The 14,805-nt window shown below is 64.2% G+C and carries 15 protein-coding genes; 6 read left to right on the forward strand and 9 right to left on the reverse strand.

All coding sequences use genetic code 11. From position 1 onward, the window contains the following. Positions 1-124 precede the first annotated feature (124 nt). Positions 125-1,213: a recombinase RecA gene (gene recA, locus F3H95_RS20505; protein ID WP_142880818.1), complete on the reverse strand. Its 1,089-nt coding sequence runs from the start codon at positions 1,211-1,213 to the stop codon at positions 125-127. Between the two features lie 209 nt (positions 1,214-1,422). Beyond that, positions 1,423-4,041 carry a PAS domain-containing sensor histidine kinase gene (locus F3H95_RS20510; RefSeq protein WP_149747366.1) on the reverse strand — a complete coding sequence of 873 codons (2,619 nt, stop codon included), beginning with the start codon at positions 4,039-4,041 and terminating at the stop codon, positions 1,423-1,425. Positions 4,042-4,411: 370 nt separating this feature from the next. On the opposite strand from F3H95_RS20510, the gene F3H95_RS20515 reads away from it, so the two are divergent. Then, positions 4,412-5,551, forward strand: a complete 1,140-nt coding sequence (locus F3H95_RS20515) for a flagellar biosynthetic protein FliO (RefSeq protein ID WP_149747367.1) — start codon at positions 4,412-4,414, stop codon at positions 5,549-5,551. Positions 5,552-5,665: 114 nt separating this feature from the next. On the opposite strand, the gene dksA is transcribed toward F3H95_RS20515, so the two are convergent. Further along, on the reverse strand, positions 5,666-6,085 hold the full coding sequence (dksA, locus tag F3H95_RS20520; RefSeq protein WP_149747368.1) for an RNA polymerase-binding protein DksA: 420 nt from the start codon (positions 6,083-6,085) through the stop codon (positions 5,666-5,668). Between the two features lie 271 nt (positions 6,086-6,356). Between dksA and F3H95_RS20525 the strand changes: the two genes are divergently transcribed. After that, positions 6,357-6,866 (forward strand): histidine phosphatase family protein, encoded by a 510-nt coding sequence (locus F3H95_RS20525; protein ID WP_149747369.1) that lies wholly within the window; start codon positions 6,357-6,359, stop codon positions 6,864-6,866. Here F3H95_RS20525 and F3H95_RS20530 read toward each other — a convergent pair. Then, positions 6,856-7,389 carry an HIT domain-containing protein gene (locus F3H95_RS20530; RefSeq protein WP_149747370.1) on the reverse strand — a complete coding sequence of 178 codons (534 nt, stop codon included), beginning with the start codon at positions 7,387-7,389 and terminating at the stop codon, positions 6,856-6,858. The two genes, F3H95_RS20525 and F3H95_RS20530, sit on opposite strands and share 11 nt — an antisense overlap. 215 nt (positions 7,390-7,604) lie before the next feature. On the opposite strand from F3H95_RS20530, the gene F3H95_RS20535 reads away from it, so the two are divergent. The 3 genes from F3H95_RS20535 to F3H95_RS20545 all read left to right on the forward strand — a co-directional run bounded on the left by F3H95_RS20535 (position 7,605) and on the right by F3H95_RS20545 (position 10,854). Continuing rightward, positions 7,605-9,080: a YcjX family protein gene (locus F3H95_RS20535; protein WP_149747371.1), complete on the forward strand. Its 1,476-nt coding sequence runs from the start codon at positions 7,605-7,607 to the stop codon at positions 9,078-9,080. A gap of 69 nt (positions 9,081-9,149) precedes the next feature. Then, the gene (locus F3H95_RS20540; RefSeq protein ID WP_149747372.1) at positions 9,150-10,205 is read left to right on the forward strand and encodes a TIGR01620 family protein; all 1,056 of its coding nucleotides are present in this window, start codon (positions 9,150-9,152) and stop codon (positions 10,203-10,205) included. 94 nt (positions 10,206-10,299) lie between these two features. Next, positions 10,300-10,854, forward strand: a complete 555-nt coding sequence (locus F3H95_RS20545; RefSeq protein WP_149747373.1) for a hypothetical protein — start codon at positions 10,300-10,302, stop codon at positions 10,852-10,854. Positions 10,855-10,872: 18 nt separating this feature from the next. On the opposite strand, the gene folK is transcribed toward F3H95_RS20545, so the two are convergent. Genes folK through folP form a run of 3 tightly spaced genes read right to left on the reverse strand, consistent with a single transcriptional unit; the run spans position 10,873 to position 12,636 of the window. Beyond that, positions 10,873-11,412, reverse strand: a complete 540-nt coding sequence (folK, locus tag F3H95_RS20550; protein WP_280177853.1) for a 2-amino-4-hydroxy-6-hydroxymethyldihydropteridine diphosphokinase — start codon at positions 11,410-11,412, stop codon at positions 10,873-10,875. Then, entirely contained in the window at positions 11,396-11,761 is a 366-nt protein-coding gene (folB, locus tag F3H95_RS20555; RefSeq protein ID WP_149747375.1) for a dihydroneopterin aldolase, read from the reverse strand. The genes folK and folB overlap by 17 nt, the downstream gene beginning before the upstream one ends. Further along, positions 11,758-12,636 carry a dihydropteroate synthase gene (gene folP / locus F3H95_RS20560; protein WP_244618089.1) on the reverse strand — a complete coding sequence of 293 codons (879 nt, stop codon included), beginning with the start codon at positions 12,634-12,636 and terminating at the stop codon, positions 11,758-11,760. Before folP ends, folB begins: the two co-directional genes overlap by 4 nt. Positions 12,637-12,741: 105 nt before the next feature. On the opposite strand from folP, the gene F3H95_RS20565 reads away from it, so the two are divergent. Beyond that, the gene (locus F3H95_RS20565; RefSeq protein ID WP_244618090.1) at positions 12,742-13,359 is read left to right on the forward strand and encodes a DUF922 domain-containing protein; all 618 of its coding nucleotides are present in this window, start codon (positions 12,742-12,744) and stop codon (positions 13,357-13,359) included. Between the two features lie 476 nt (positions 13,360-13,835). Here F3H95_RS20565 and F3H95_RS20570 read toward each other — a convergent pair whose 3' ends face one another. Continuing rightward, positions 13,836-14,156: a 2Fe-2S iron-sulfur cluster-binding protein gene (locus F3H95_RS20570; protein WP_149747376.1), complete on the reverse strand. Its 321-nt coding sequence runs from the start codon at positions 14,154-14,156 to the stop codon at positions 13,836-13,838. A gap of 139 nt (positions 14,157-14,295) precedes the next feature. Next, the gene (locus F3H95_RS20575) at positions 14,296-14,664 is read right to left on the reverse strand and encodes an Hpt domain-containing protein (protein WP_149747377.1); all 369 of its coding nucleotides are present in this window, start codon (positions 14,662-14,664) and stop codon (positions 14,296-14,298) included. Positions 14,665-14,805 lie beyond the last annotated feature (141 nt).

Raw genomic sequence — 14,805 nt, forward strand, 5'->3', positions numbered from 1 at the left:
TCATCCAAAAACCACTGGCTTTTAACGTTCCAGCCGAACCCTGTCCAGCACGACGACAAACCGGCCGCACAACGTCTCACGTCGTGCGGCCGGCCAAACCTGTCCGGAAGGTGCAGGGCGCCGATCAGGCGTCCGGATCACCGTCAGCGTCATTGGCATCCGGCCCGCCATTCTGCAGGAAACGGTCGGCGATCAGGCCGGCATTCTGGCGCAGCGCCATCTCGATCTCGCGCGCCACTTCCGGATTGTCACGCAGGAAGACCTTTGCGTTTTCACGCCCCTGACCCAGCCGCTGGCTGTTGTAGGAGAACCAGGCGCCCGATTTCTCGACAATGCCGGCCTTGACGCCGAGATCGACCAGTTCGCCGGTCTTGGAGACGCCTTCGCCATACATGATGTCGAACTCGACCTGCTTGAAGGGCGGCGCCATCTTGTTCTTGACGACCTTGACGCGGGTCTGGTTGCCGACAACCTCTTCGCGCTCCTTGACGGCGCCGATGCGGCGGATGTCGAGGCGAACCGAGGCATAGAACTTCAGTGCATTGCCGCCCGTGGTGGTTTCCGGCGAACCGAACATCACGCCGATCTTCATGCGGATCTGGTTGATGAAGATCACCATGCAGTTCGAGCGGGAGATGGAGGCCGTCAGCTTGCGCAGCGCCTGGCTCATCAGGCGGGCCTGAAGGCCCGGCAGATTGTCGCCCATCTCACCTTCGATTTCGGCGCGCGGCGTCAATGCCGCAACCGAATCGACGACCAGCACGTCAACCGCGCCGGAGCGCACCAGCGTATCGGTGATTTCCAGCGCCTGCTCACCGGTATCCGGCTGCGAGATCAGCAGATTCTGCAGATCGACGCCCAGCTTGCGGGCATAGACGGGGTCCAGCGCATGTTCGGCATCCACGAAGGCGCAGATGCCACCCTTCTTCTGGGCTTCGGCAATGGTCTGCAGCGCCAGCGTCGTCTTGCCCGAGCTTTCCGGCCCGTAGATTTCGACGATGCGGCCCTTGGGCAGGCCACCGATGCCAAGCGCGATATCGAGGCTGAGCGACCCGGTCGAGACGGTCTCGATTTCGACCACGCTCTCGTTCGCCCCGAGCTTCATGATCGAGCCCTTGCCGAAGGAGCGTTCGATCTGGGAGAGTGCCGCCTCCAGCGCCTTGCTTTTGTCCACTGTCTTTTCCTCTACGAGCCGCAATGAATTCTGTGCCATCCCATCCACCTTTAGGTTATTGCAGCCGCGTGGGCAACAAGCATCCGATGGAGATGATGTACTCTTTTTGTTCTCTTTTCGCAAGGGGCAACCAAGCCCCTGAATCGCAAAAATAATTCGTCCTGTGTTCTCCAGACGTTCCGCACGGTTTGATCCACGCCGAAGTCCCGGAATTTCCTCGGATTTCCGAAGATCGGCAGAGGCTGCCTTCAATCCTTCCGGTCGAGCATTTCCCTGACCGCCACGGCCAGCTGCTTCAGCGAGAAGGGTTTCGGCAGGAAGCCGAACTTCGCATCCGCCGGCAGGTTTCGGGCAAAGGCATCCTCCGCGTAACCGGACACGAAGATGAATTTCAGGTCCGGATAGGTCTTGCGCAGTTCGCGCAGCAGCGAGGGGCCATCCATTTCCGGCATCACAACGTCGGAGACGACGATGTCCACCTTGCCGTCCAGCTCCTGCATGATGTCGAGCGCTTCCGTGCCGGAACCTGCCTCATGCACGGTATAGCCGCGCGTTTCGAGCATGCGCTTGCCGCCACGCCGCACCGCCTCCTCGTCTTCGACCAGCAGCACGACAGCGGAATTGCCGGTCAGATCGACATCCTGCGAGGCGGGTGCCGTGTCGGCGGCCGCGGCCTGCGGCAGGCTGTGACTGCCGGCCGGCTGTGCCGCGGGCTCCGCTTCGACCACCGGCTTCACCTCCGGCACATGGCGCGGCAGGAAGACACGGAAGGTCGTGCCCTTGCCCACTTCCGATTCGGGGTAGATGTAGCCACCGGACTGTTTCACGATGCCATAGACCATCGAAAGCCCGAGACCGGTGCCCTTGCCCACCTCCTTGGTGGTGAAGAAGGGTTCGAAGATCTTGTCCATGATGTCAGGCGCAATGCCGGTGCCGGTATCGGCCACCTCGACCATCACGAAATCCTCGGCCGGCAACCGGGCGCTCGGGAAGGCTGCGGCCTCTTCGGCCGTCACATTGCGGGTGCGGATGCGAATCTCGCCGCCGCCCGGCATGGCGTCGCGGGCATTGACGCACAGATTGATCAGCACCTGCTCGAACTGGGAAAGATCGGTACGCACCGGCCAGAGGTCGCGTCCGTAATCCACCTCCAGCTTCACATTGGTGCCGGAGATCAGCCGGTCGACCAGCATGCGCAGATCGCCCACCACGTCCGTCAGGTTCAGCACCACCGGCCGCATGGTCTGCTTGCGCGAGAAGGCCAGCAACTGCCGCACCAGAACCGCGGCGCGGTTGGCGTTGCGCTTGATCTCCATCAGGTCGGCGAAGCTCGCATCGGAGGGGCGCGCCTGCAGCAGCAGATGGTCGGACGACAGCAGGATGGCGGTCAGCACATTGTTGAAATCATGCGCGATGCCACCGGCCAGCGTGCCGACCGCATTCATCTTCTGCGTCTGGGCCATCTGGGTTTCGAGCGCCTTCTGCTCGGTGGTCTCGACGGCGTAGACGATCGCCACTTCTTCCGGCGCCTCGTCGCTCTCGTCGATCACCGCATTGACGTAGAAGCGCACGTGACGGCTGTCATCGGCCGGATGGCGGCAGTCGATGGGCGCGATGTCGCCCTGCCGGTCCTTGGCGGCGTCCAGCGCCCGCTCCAGATCGGCCCGCGCGCTGTCGTGCACGATGACGTCCAGCGACACGCCCGAATCGATATCGTCGCGCGAGACGACCCCGGAGAAGAGGCGCAGGAACGGCGCATTGATGCGCAGGATCTTGCCGTCACCGCCGATCGAGGCAATCGCCATGGGCGTGTTGTTGAAGAAGCGGGTAAAGCGCATGGCAGACGCCGACTGGTCGCCGCCCTCGGCACGCGAGCGCGCCAGCACGACGGTCCGGCTTTCGCCTGGCGCCCCGTCACGCATGGAGGAAACGGAATGCACCAACCGCACCGGCAGGCTCTGGCCGTTGCTGCGGCGCAGATCGAGATCCAGCGTCTCCGTGCGCTTCTGGCCAGGGCCGGCCTGCACGGACTGGATGAGCGCCATGCCCTCGCCCGCCACCATGTCCGACATGGTCATCGAACCCGGCACGAATTTGGTGAGATCAAGCCCCAGCCATTCGGCAAGCGTCGCGTTGAGATAGAAGACCTCGCCCTTCTTGCCGGCCGAGAAGAAGCCGACGGGCGCATGGTCCAGATAGTCGATGGCGTTCTGGAGTTCCCGGAAGAAGCGCTCCTGCTCCTCCCGCTCGGAGGTAATATCGGCGATCTGCCAGACATCGAGCGGCGCCGGCAGAAGCGGCGAGACGAGAATGCGGGCCTTCAGGCGATACCAGTGGGCACCGGCGCCATTGGAAGAGCCGCGTCCGAGTGGCTTCAGCAGGCGGAATTCCTCGTGCCCGCCACGGCCGTCGCGAAGGGCAGTCGTCAGCCGGTAGAGCGCTTCCGTCGCTTCGCTGTTCTTGGAAAGCAGTGCTTCCAGCGACTGCGCATTGCTGGCCTTTGTGGCACCGGTCAGCCGGCCATAGGCAGCATTGGCATAGAGAATGCGGCCGCGCCGGTCGGTCACCAGAATGCCGTCGGGATGGCCCGCGAGATAGCTTGCGGCAAAATCGTCGGAGCGTGACTGCGGCATCACCTCGACGAAGCCGATCATCGAGGAGACGATGAAGAAGATGCCGACCATGGCGAGAATGCCGAGCACGCCCAGCACGATCTCATTGTCCATCACGTCCTTGAACAGCACGAAGGCGATCGACACGCCGACCAGCACCAGCGCCAGAAGAAGCAGGCGCAGCACGGTGCCGCCGCGCGTTCCCCGGTCCACCAGGGGCGCGTCATAGCCGCCGATCGGTTGCGATTTCGTCATCACACCTCGCATTTCGACCGGTTACTGAACGTCACGGCCATGGAATCGGTCCATTGCTCTTCCATAGCAATTTGCGGACCGGCCAAAAAGCGCTTGGGATCAGAAACCCGTTGAAGACATTCACAATCCTATTGCCGAGCGCCGGTTTGCATCCATATCTGCGATGCAACATGGAGCCGTCCGGCCGGATCGGCAACCACTCCTATGCAGGCTCTGGCTTGCGGCGGACTTGCGACTTGCCTAACCTCAACCCGGCGCGCGGCACGCTTGCGCCGCGCCTCGGGTGCCGGCAGGCTTCGGTCGGGCACACAAACGGCATAAGTGGCTGCGACAGGATGCGCGGTCGCCAACCAGACAGGGAGATGCATGCATGGTCGATGATCTGATGGGAGCCTATGGCGACCGACTGGTCCTTGCCGTGGCGGGTGTGGCGCTGGCGCTGCTGGTGCTCGTCCTCATCCTGTGGCTGGTCAGGCGCCGCAGCGGCCCCGCGCCCTTCCTGCGTGGCGGCAAGAACCGCCAGCCGCGCCTTCAGGTGCTGGATGCCGCTGCCGTCGATGCCCGCCGCCGCATCGTGCTGGTGCGCCGCGATGACGTGGAACATCTCGTCATGATCGGCGGCCCGACGGACATCGTCATCGAAAGTGGAATCCGTCCCGCCGAGGGTGGCTCCCTCTCAGCGATGCCCACACCCCTGCCCTTGCGTCGCGAGGAAACGCGTCTCGAACCGGCAACCCAGCCGGCAGCGATTGCCGCGCCGGCGCGGCGGCTGGAGGCTCCTGCCCAGCCGATGCCGCAGGCGCTGAGCCAGGTGATGCCGGCGGAACGTCCGGAGCCGGTTCCTGCGCGGTCCAGACCGCGCGCCGAACGGCCTGCCGCTCCGTCCACCGCCGAGGTTCCGGCAGCCCCTGTCGAAGACGCCGCCATCCGTCCGCGCTCCCCGCGCGTCGAACCGGATCGGGAACGGCCGGCGCGCGAGGAGGCAAAGGCGGCGCCAGCGACCGGCACCGCAGCGTCAAACGCTGCATCCGCGGTCGATATCCGGCCCGAACCGCGAGACGTGGCGGAAAAGTCAGACACAACGATATCACAGGCGAGCCCGCAGACTGCCGCGCAACCATCCTCCGATCTCGGTGCCGCCAGCGATGTGCTGGATGCCGCGCGCCGCCGGGTGTTCCAGTCCGGTTCTGCGGCGCAGACGAACGGCGAACGGGAAAGTCGCGGCGATGGTCTGTCGCCGGAGTCCGCGCCATTGCCCACACCTGCGCCGCCGCCGGCAACGCCCGCACGCACGCTCGGCAGCGATTTTGATCGCATCCTCGAAGAGGAAATGGCCAGCAACCTCGCAGCAGACCGGCGCGAACGGCCGGCGGCAGCCTCCGTTTCTCCGTCCCTGCCCCGTCGCGATCCGGCGGCCCCGCGCATCACTGGCGCAGCGCCGGAGCCGTCGCTTCAGGCGGAAGTGGCTCGTATCTTCGGGGAAATGTCGGTCAGCCGCGACGAGCGGTAGGCCTCTTTCGGAGGGGCGCCGCCCATGCTGACTACCCAAAAAACGCGCAATAAAAAAGGCACGCAAACCGGCGTGCCTGGAAATTTCTGAGGCCGGTGTCCCGGTCCGGCGCGATTATTCGTCGCGATAGACCTTTTCCCGACGTTCGTGGCGCTCCTGCGCCTCGATGGAAAGCGTCGCGATCGGCCGCGCGTCGAGGCGTTTCAGCCCGATCGGCTCGCCGGTTTCCTCGCAATAACCATAGGTGCCGTCTTCGATCCGCTGCAGGGCAGCGTCGATCTTGGAGATCAGTTTTCTCTGGCGGTCCCGGGCGCGCAATTCGATGGCCCTGTCGGTTTCGGAGGAGGCCCGGTCGGCGAGATCAGGATGGTTGGCGCTTTCTTCAGCGAGGTGGTCCAGCGTTTCGCGCGCTTCTCTCAGGATGTCATTTTTCCAGGCTATGAGCTTGGCTCGGAAGTATGCCCTCTGGTTGGCATTCATGAAGTCTTCATCTTCCGAGAGGACGTAGCTGCTAAGGTCGATCTTCTCACTCAACGCGATTCTCCTGAAGAACAGCTCTCACGCGGCGTCCTATACTCCATTCCGACATGCTGATTCAAGCCTTTAGGGCGGCATTAGGGCATTTTTAAAACTGACACAAAAATCAGCTAACTGACTATTCCTTATGCGCTTTTGGCAACAGAGGGGTAAACCGTCCCGCAGACGTGATACAGTGTCACTACCCTTGCGTGCCTCAGCGGCACAGTTGACGGAGGGACCGCCGGCAGGCTACTCGAAGGCGTCGATCAGCCGCGCGGACCCCTCCATGATCAGCATCGAACCACCGCCTTCCCGCATCTTTCTCCTCCGCCATGCCCGTTCCGGCTGGCCTCAGCCGGGTGGTCGCGATTTTGATCGCGCGCTGGATGATCATGGTTATGCGGAGGCTGAAGTGGTGGCGACCCTGGCGGCAGACCGCCGCTATCAGCCCGATCTCGTCCTGTGCTCAACAGCCCTTCGCTGCCGCCAGACCGCCGAAGCCATCCAGCGCGCTTTTGGCGAGGACACCGAACTCAGCTTCATCGATGAACTCTACAACGGCTCGCTCGACACTTACCTTGCCGTTCTCGATGCCCAGAATGCCGCAGGCGCGGTCATGCTGATCGGCCATAACCCCACCATGGAAGAACTGCTGGAGGCAATGATCGGACCGGACCGCATGGCCGCCCTGATCCCGGGCGGCTATCCGACGGCCGGCCTGACCGTGCTCGACCACGGTGGCCCCCTGATGGCCGCAGCCGGCACCTGGCAGGTGAAGGATTTTCTCACGGCGTGAGCAGCCGGAGGCCGAGCGCTAGCGCCTGATCCGGCAGCTCCTCCCGTGTGATCGCCATCACCGTTTCCACGCTCGGCCCTTCTATGGCCGCGGGCGGACCTCGTTCACAGAATTCCCGGGCCACATAGAGCGTCAGATCGGCGCCATCCGGTGCATGCCCGAAATCGGCCTCCCGGAAATCATCCAGCGCGTGGTAGCGCGTATCCTGCGCGAAGGCCTGCTCGACCCAGCCGTAAACCGGTATCGCGTGAAAATGCACCGGAAATCCGGGCGTTTGGCCGAAACGGCAGAGATAGACGCGTTCTGCACCGAAACGAGCCTGCAGAAAGCGTTGCACCAGTGCCAGCAGCGGTCCGAGTTCACAGAGCGCTGCCGGACAAAGATCGGCAAGATCATCGACATGACGTTTTGAACCGACCATCAGATAGCCGGGCAAGGCGGAGTTCATGCGGTGATTGATGCGCCAATGCTGCGTTTCAAGCAGATGGAACTGAGGCGGAATGTCCGCTGCGGGGAATGTCATATCCGTCTCCTGATAGTGCCAGGACGGAGCCGGCTGGAGGTAACAGGCCAGCGTAGCATGCCGTCCCCTGAAAGACACGGCGGCGCCCCTGCTTCCCGGCCGCTGGCCAACATCCCTCAGGGTCCTCCACCGCTTTATGCGCAAGCGGCGACCTCATCTTTTTCCCGCCCCGATGATCTCTATATAGGGGGGAGCAACATCATCGGATCCTCGCCTTGCCGCCATCCCTCACCTCGCTCAAAGACGACACGCTGATTGCGCTGGATACGCTCGCAGACCGCGCCTCCGGCCTTGTCCATCCCACCCTCAGGCTCGGCGTCACCGGCCTTTCCAGGGCCGGCAAGACGGTGTTCATCTCCTCGCTCGTGCACAATCTGCTGCATGGCGGGCGCCTGCCCTTGCTGGAGGCCGTCCGATCCGGTCGCGTCTCGTCCGTGCGGCTGGAGCCGCAGCCCGACGACGCCATCGCCCGCTTCCAGTACGAGGATCATATCCAGGCGCTGGTGCGCGAACGGGTCTGGCCCGCCTCCACCCGCGCCATCTCCGAACTGCGCCTGACGCTTGAATACCAGAGCGCCAGAGGCTGGGGCCGCCTCTTCTCGCCGGGCCGGCTTTCCATCGATATCGTCGATTATCCCGGCGAATGGCTGCTCGACCTGCCGCTGCTCGGCAAGGATTACCGCAGCTTCAGCCGCGAGACGGTGGACCTCGCCGGCACCGGCATCCGCCGCGACCTCTCGCGCGAATGGCTGAGCCTTGCCGGCACGCTGTCACCCATCGCCCCCGCCGACGAAATGACGGCCCGCCGCCTTTCGGAAAGCTTTGCCGCCTATCTCGGAGCCTGCAAGGCGGACGAGCGTTCGCTCTCCACCCTGCCGCCCGGCCGTTTCCTGATGCCGGGCGATCTGGAAGGCTCGCCGGCGCTCACCTTCGCGCCGCTTCCCAACCTGCCGGAGGGCCGCTTCGAGAAGGGCAGCCTGGCCGCCATGATGGAACGGCGGTACGAGGCCTACAAGACGGTGGTGGTCAAACCCTTTTTCCGCGAGCATTTCGCCAGGCTCGACCGGCAGATCGTGCTGATCGATGCGCTGCAGGCGCTGAACCGCGGGCCGGAGGCGGTGCAGGATCTGGAACGTGCGCTGTCCGACGTGCTGGCCTGCTTCCGCCCCGGCACCAATTCGCTGCTGTCCGCGCTCATCGGCCGGCGCATCGACCGCGTGCTGGTCGCAGCCACCAAGGCGGACCACCTGCACCATGAAAGCCACGACCGTCTGGAGGCGCTGACCCGCCGGCTGGTTGACCGTGCCATCGAGCGGATCGGCATGGCCGGCGCCGGCATCGAGGTGATGGCGATGGCCTCTGTCCGTGCCACACGGGAGGCGACGGTGCGGCAGAACGGCGAGCTTCTGCCGGTCATTACCGGCACGCCGATGGCGGGCGAGACAATCAACGGCGAAATCTTCGACGGAAACCGCAAAACCGCGATCTTTCCCGGTGACTTGCCGGAAAAACCGGAATCACTTTTTCAGGCGGTTGAATCGCTTTGTGAAGCCGGCTCGCTGCCACATCTCAACATCGTCCGCTTTCGCCCTCCGGCGGTTGAGGAAAATGCCGGCGGAATCCGGGTGTCGGTGCCGCATATCCGCCTCGACCGCGCGCTGCAGTTCCTGGTCGGCGACAGGCTGGCCTGACATGCTGCTGCCGGAGAGGATCGACAGGAGGTCGCGCAAACCCATACGTCGCGCAGGAAGGAGCTTGAGATGAGTGACGAGACCCCGCGCCGCCGCCCCGGCGTCTTCGATCTTGAGGAGGAGAGCGCGCGCAGACCGGGCGCCCCCTTGCGTCTGCCGCGGAGCTTCGACGACGGCTTTACCGTGACGCCCGACGCCGAGGATCCCTTCGTCACCCCGCCCGAACTGGCGGCCGCCGAAGCAGCGGTCGCGACACCGCGCAAGCGCGGCTTCTCCTGGGGCAAGCTTGCGCTTGGCGCGCTCGGCAGCTTCCTGTCGCTTGCCTTCTGGCTCTGGGCGGACCAGGTGGTGCGCGACCTGTTTTCCCGCGCCGACTGGCTCGGTTACACCGCGATCGGGGTGTTGGCGCTTGGCCTCCTGTCGCTGGGCGTGGTCGTTGGCCGGGAGGTCGCGGGGCTGCTGCGGCTTGATGCCGTACAGTCCATCAAGGCGGAGGCGGAAAGCGCCCGCCGCGATGCCAGCGCAAAACCCGCCCGCGCGCTTGTGGCACGCCTGGAGACCCTGCTTTCCCACCGCGCAGAAACCGCCCGCGGCCGCGCCGCGCTGCACGCCGTCAGAGACGACATCATCGATGGCCCGCATCTGATCGAACTGGCGGAGCGCGAACTGCTGGCGCCGCTCGACCGGCAGGCACGGGCCCTCATTCTTGCGAGCGCCAGGCGCACTTCCGTCGTCACCGCCGTCAGCCCGCGCGCGGTTGTCGATCTCGCCTATGTGCTGTTCGAAGTGACACGGCTCGTCAGGGCCATGGCCGAGCTTTATGGCGGAAGGCCAGGCACGCTCGGCCTCCTCCGCCTGCTGCGGGATGTGATCGCCCATCTGGCGGTCACAGGCTCCATTGCGGTCGGCGACGGCCTTGCCCAGCAGGTGCTTGGGCACGGACTGGCGGCAAAACTGTCAGCCCGGCTCGGGGAAGGGGTGATCAACGGCCTGCTCACGGCGCGAATCGGCATCGCGGCGATGGATCTCTGCCGCCCCCTGCCCTTCACCGCGCTGAAACGGCCGGGCATCGCCGATTTCCTCGGCGATCTCAGCGCCCTGTCGGGCGGCCAGAAGGCGGATTGAGGCCGGCGTAAAAAGGTTAATTTAAACGCTCCATTAACCATCCCTCGGCTACTGTGACGATCGATCAGGACGTCGCTCGCCCAAGGAAAGTTTCATGGTTTCGCGCATCTTTTCCCCGACTGGCGGGCTCATTGCCGCCGCATCGATGGTTCTTGCCGTCGCCATACACCCGGTTCAGGCCGCGCCGGCCGATCAGGCCTTCTTCACATCGGCAGCCGGCAACTGGAAAGGCCCCGGCGAAATCGTCGCGGGCAAGTACAAGGGCACGAAATTCACCTGCGATCTGACGGGCGAAGCCGCGAATGGGGGTGATGTGGGCATTCGCCTCAACGGCACCTGCCGCGTCGGTGTGTTCACCCAGCCAATGTCCGCCGTCATCACCCAGGCCGGCGTCAGCTACAAGGGCAAGTTCCTGGATGGCGCCGAGGGCAAGGGCCTCGACATCGTCTCCGGCATGGTGGATGGCGAAAAGATGGTCGTCGGCCTGAACCGTGCCAAGCTCGATGGCGCCATGGTCGCCCGCATGCAGGATCGCAACGCCATGAACGTCACCATCTCCGTCAAGGTCGAGGACCAGATGGTGCCGGTCATCGGCCTGTCGCTGACGCGCGAGATGGACCCGATCGCCGTGGGCTCGATCAAGCCCTGACGAGGACGATGCCAGGCATCAGGCCCGCCACCAGTCGGTGGCGTCGTCGGAAACCTCAATTCCCGCCGTGTCGGCCTGGCTGAGCCAGGCCGAAACTGTTTTGCCCAGCACGACAAGATCCGGCGCGATGTCTGCCAGCGGCATCAGCACGAAGCCGCGTTCCACCATGCGTGGATGAGGCACATCGAGGCCCTCTTCATGCACCTGGAAAGCGCCATAGGTCAGAACGTCGATATCGATGGTGCGCGGCCCCCAACGCTCCAGCCGCACGCGCTTCATGCCGCGTTCGATGGAAAGACACAGGTCCAGCAGTTCCTTCGGCGACAGACGGGTCTCGACCATGGCGCAACTGTTGACGAAATCCGCCTGGTCGATCTTGCCCCAGGGCGGCGTGCGATAGAGCCGCGACACGGCGATCACCCGACAGTCCTCGCGGCCATCCAGCGCCTGCAACGCGGCAGCCATCGCGGCGCGCGGATCGCCGATATTGCCGCCGAGGCCGAGCGTTGCCCGCTCCCAGCCTTCCTGCACCACGGCTTGTTCAGGGACGGTGTTCAATGCGCACCTCGACATGGTCAAGAATTCCGGGAATGGGCACGCTCGGCTTTCGCACGGTGATGGCGGCCCGCACGATCTGCGGAAAGCGCGCACAGAGCGCCAGCGCCACGTCATGCGCCAGGGCCTCGATCAGCGACCGGCGCGTCGAGGTCACCACCTGCTCGATCACCGCAAAGGCATGGCCGTAATGCATGGTGGCGTCGAGATCGTCCTCGGTGAGGGCGGCACCTGCCGGGACGTCGAGTTCGGCGTCCACGAAGAATCGCTGGCCAAGCACCGATTCCTCCTTCAGCACGCCATGGCGCGCATAAAAGGCGCAGTTCTTCAGGGTAATCGTGTAGATGCTCACGCCTCATTCTCCTTGTGGCCGCCGCCATGATCTGCCGCCAGCACCGCATCGGCCAAGCGCAGGGCATCCCGGTTCGCCGCCACGTTATGCACCCGGAAGATCGATGCGCCGGAAAGACGCAGCAGCGCGGTGGTCGCCGCCGTTGCCACATCACGGTCTGATGCCTGTTCGCGTCCGGTCACAGCCCCGATGAAACGCTTGCGCGAGGTGCCGACCAGCCAGGGAAAGCCGATATCCCGCAGCTCGCGAAACCGCGCCATCAGCGAAAAATCCTCGTCGCGGTCCTTGGCAAAACCGAAGCCGGGATCGAGAACGATTGCCTCGCGACGGATCCCGGCTTCAGCCGCCATGTCCAGTTGTCGCGCAAGGAAGATCCGCTGATCGGCCACCACGTCGGCCACCTTGTCCGTCTCGCGCCCGCGTCCGGTATGCATCAGGACCAGGCCCGCGCCCGTCTGCGCCACCACGCGGGCCATATCCGGGTCACGGCTGAGGCCATAGACGTCGTTGACGATATGGGCTCCGGCGGCCACGGCGAGACGCGCCGTCTCGGCCCTGTAGGTATCGACCGAAATCAGCGCGTCCGTGCAACCGGCCAGCGCGGCAATCACCGGCAGGATGCGTGCCTGTTCCTCGGCGGGCGATACCGGGGCGGCCCCCGGTCGCGTCGATTCGCCACCGATATCGAGAATCGTCGCGCCGTCGGCGACGCAGGCAAGCGCCTGGGCCACGGCAGCGTCGACCGAGAAATGCAGCCCGCCATCGGAAAAGGAGTCCGGCGTCACGTTGATGATCGCCATCAGATGGCCGCTGCCGCCAAGCGCGAGCGTGCGTCCACCGCCAACCTGCCAGATGCTGTTGCCGGGAAATGTCACGTCGGCTGCGATCCTCATCTCTCACCAGGAAATTTGCAAACGTCTGTTGCGGTGGTAAGCGCTATGCCCCAAGCTCTGACCAAACTCAATCACACAGGCACCAGAATGTCCGCAGCGCTTGCTCGCAGTCCCCTTGTTCCGGCATTGCTGCTTCTGCTCACTTCGGCCTGCCCCACCCTTGCCGATCCCGCCATCATCAAGACCTACAGCTATTTCAACATTTCCGGGCGCACCTCCGAGGATCTGGATGCGGAACTTGCCAGGCGCGGCCCGCAGACGGGTGCCGCAGGCTTTCGCCATCCGGGGGCAACGGAAATCAGGTTCGGCGGCGACATCACCTACCACGAGAGCGAGGGCCACTGCGCCGTCGGCGATGTCAATGTGACACTGCGAACCAAGATCATCCTGCCGCGCTGGAAGAACCGAAGGCGGGCCGAGCCAGGGCTTGCGCTCATCTGGGACACGCTGTCGGCCGATATCAAGCGCCACGAGGAGCGGCATGCGGAAATTGCCCGCCAGCATGCCCGCGACCTGGAAAAGGCGCTTCTGGCGCTGCCCCCGGCCAACAACTGCGCCGTACTGGAAAGGCAGGTCGGCACCATCAGCCGGCGTATCATCGACGAGCACGACCGCGACCAGTTGCGCTTCGACATGGTCGAAGCCAGGAACTTCGAGGACCGCATGATGCGCCTGCTGAAGTATCGCAGCGCCGGCGCCCCCTGAAAGGCGCAGTTCGGGCTCTGTCGCTCCGGCCAGCCCTCTTGCAACCTCCGGCGGCCCGGACGTCCAGAAAGTGGCCGATTCGGAAGATTGCGTGAAACTTGCGCAACCTATGGTGAATGACTGGTGATTTCTTCCAATTGGCTAAATTCACCAATTCTCATATAGTCACAATCACTGAAGGGGCACGGCAGACAGCAAGGCGCCCCGGATGTTCGGCTCGGTTGTCGCATGTGAGGCGGCGCATGCGACAACCGCCCCCCAATTCCTCGGCAGGCGACAAAGCCGCCGGACCGCACCCGTTACGGTGCGCATGCATATGATGCTGAATTCGCGTTCCCGATGTTCTCCTGGCGTATCCGAAAGCTGCGGATGTTTCCTCCCTCATCCAACAGCGATACGCCCGCCTTCGCCTCGTCCAGCGCGCAAGCGTGGCGAGGCGATTTTTTTTGGCCAACAGGCAAGTCCGCGGAACAGGATCAGCCCTGGCGTTCCGGCACGGTCACGACCAGGCCGTCCAGCTCCGGCGTGATCTTGATCTGACAGCTCAGTCTCGAATTGGAACGCACATCAACGGCAAAGTCGAGCATGTCTTCTTCCATCGGCGCGGGACCGCCCACGGCCGTCATCCAGGCGTCGTCGACATAGACATGACAGGTGGCACAGGCACAGGCCCCGCCACATTCGGCATCAATACCCGGAACGGAATTGCGGACAGCGTTTTCCATGACCGTGGAGCCCGGCTCCGCATCGATGTCAAAGCGTGTTCCGTCGAAGGCGACGATGGTGAGTTGCGTCATGGCGGGTCCCTGCGAACTGAAGTCAAAGTGGCGTTGTCTTCCGACAAATCGCCGTTTCAGTCAACGCTTTGAACCCATCAACACCGCAAGGGCAACTGCGCTGCGCCCTTGCATCGCGCATGCACGATCGGAAACACAATCAGCGCTGAAGCTTCAGAATGAAGTTCTCGGCTTCCAGCACGGAGGCGGCAATGGCCGCCCGCGCGGCCGCATTGCCGGGCTGGGTTTCCAGCTGCTCGGCAGCCTTCACCACGCCAAAGGCGCCGATCGCGTTGGCGGCACTGCGCAACCGGTGCGCGGCAGCCACGGTCACCGCCTCGGAACCCTCGGCGATTTCATGCAGCGCGGCACGCGCCTGGCGCGTGAACAGCGCCAGCACTTCCGTTTCCAGAGACTTGTCGCCCATGGTCTGGATCGCCAGATGATCGAGATCGATCGGACGGGGCGACGAAACGCCAGCGCCGCGACCGTTGTCAGGCGCCTCAAATGCAATGTTCACCGATGCCATGAACAGGTTCATCCCTTTGTTGCCTCCCGAACCGGTTCGAACCATGACCAACTGCCCTGGCTCACCGCGTTCGGATGGGCCGGCATGTCCGGCTCCCCGAGGAGCGATGCGCGGCCTGCCCCAGATTTCCGGGACAGCATG

The organism is Rhizobium sp. RU35A (genome assembly GCF_900156005.1).
Taxonomy (GTDB): Bacteria; Pseudomonadota; Alphaproteobacteria; order Rhizobiales; family Rhizobiaceae; genus Neorhizobium; species Neorhizobium straminoryzae.

Excerpts from the sequence above, each read along its gene's own strand:
- F3H95_RS20515 (WP_149747367.1), top strand. The coding sequence starts at position 4,412 with ATGGTCGATGATCTGATGGGAGCCTATGGCGACCGACTGGTCCTTGCC.
- F3H95_RS20540 (WP_149747372.1), top strand. The coding sequence starts at position 9,150 with ATGAGTGACGAGACCCCGCGCCGCCGCCCCGGCGTCTTCGATCTTGAG.
- F3H95_RS20575 (WP_149747377.1), bottom strand. The coding sequence starts at position 14,664 with ATGGCATCGGTGAACATTGCATTTGAGGCGCCTGACAACGGTCGCGGC.
- F3H95_RS20565 (WP_244618090.1), top strand. The coding sequence starts at position 12,742 with ATGTCCGCAGCGCTTGCTCGCAGTCCCCTTGTTCCGGCATTGCTGCTT.
- recA (WP_142880818.1), bottom strand. The coding sequence starts at position 1,213 with ATGGCACAGAATTCATTGCGGCTCGTAGAGGAAAAGACAGTGGACAAA.
- F3H95_RS20530 (WP_149747370.1), bottom strand. The coding sequence starts at position 7,389 with ATGACATTCCCCGCAGCGGACATTCCGCCTCAGTTCCATCTGCTTGAA.
- F3H95_RS20510 (WP_149747366.1), bottom strand. The coding sequence starts at position 4,041 with ATGACGAAATCGCAACCGATCGGCGGCTATGACGCGCCCCTGGTGGAC.
- F3H95_RS20545 (WP_149747373.1), top strand. The coding sequence starts at position 10,300 with ATGGTTTCGCGCATCTTTTCCCCGACTGGCGGGCTCATTGCCGCCGCA.
- F3H95_RS20570 (WP_149747376.1), bottom strand. The coding sequence starts at position 14,156 with ATGACGCAACTCACCATCGTCGCCTTCGACGGAACACGCTTTGACATC.
- F3H95_RS20525 (WP_149747369.1), top strand. The coding sequence starts at position 6,357 with ATGATCAGCATCGAACCACCGCCTTCCCGCATCTTTCTCCTCCGCCAT.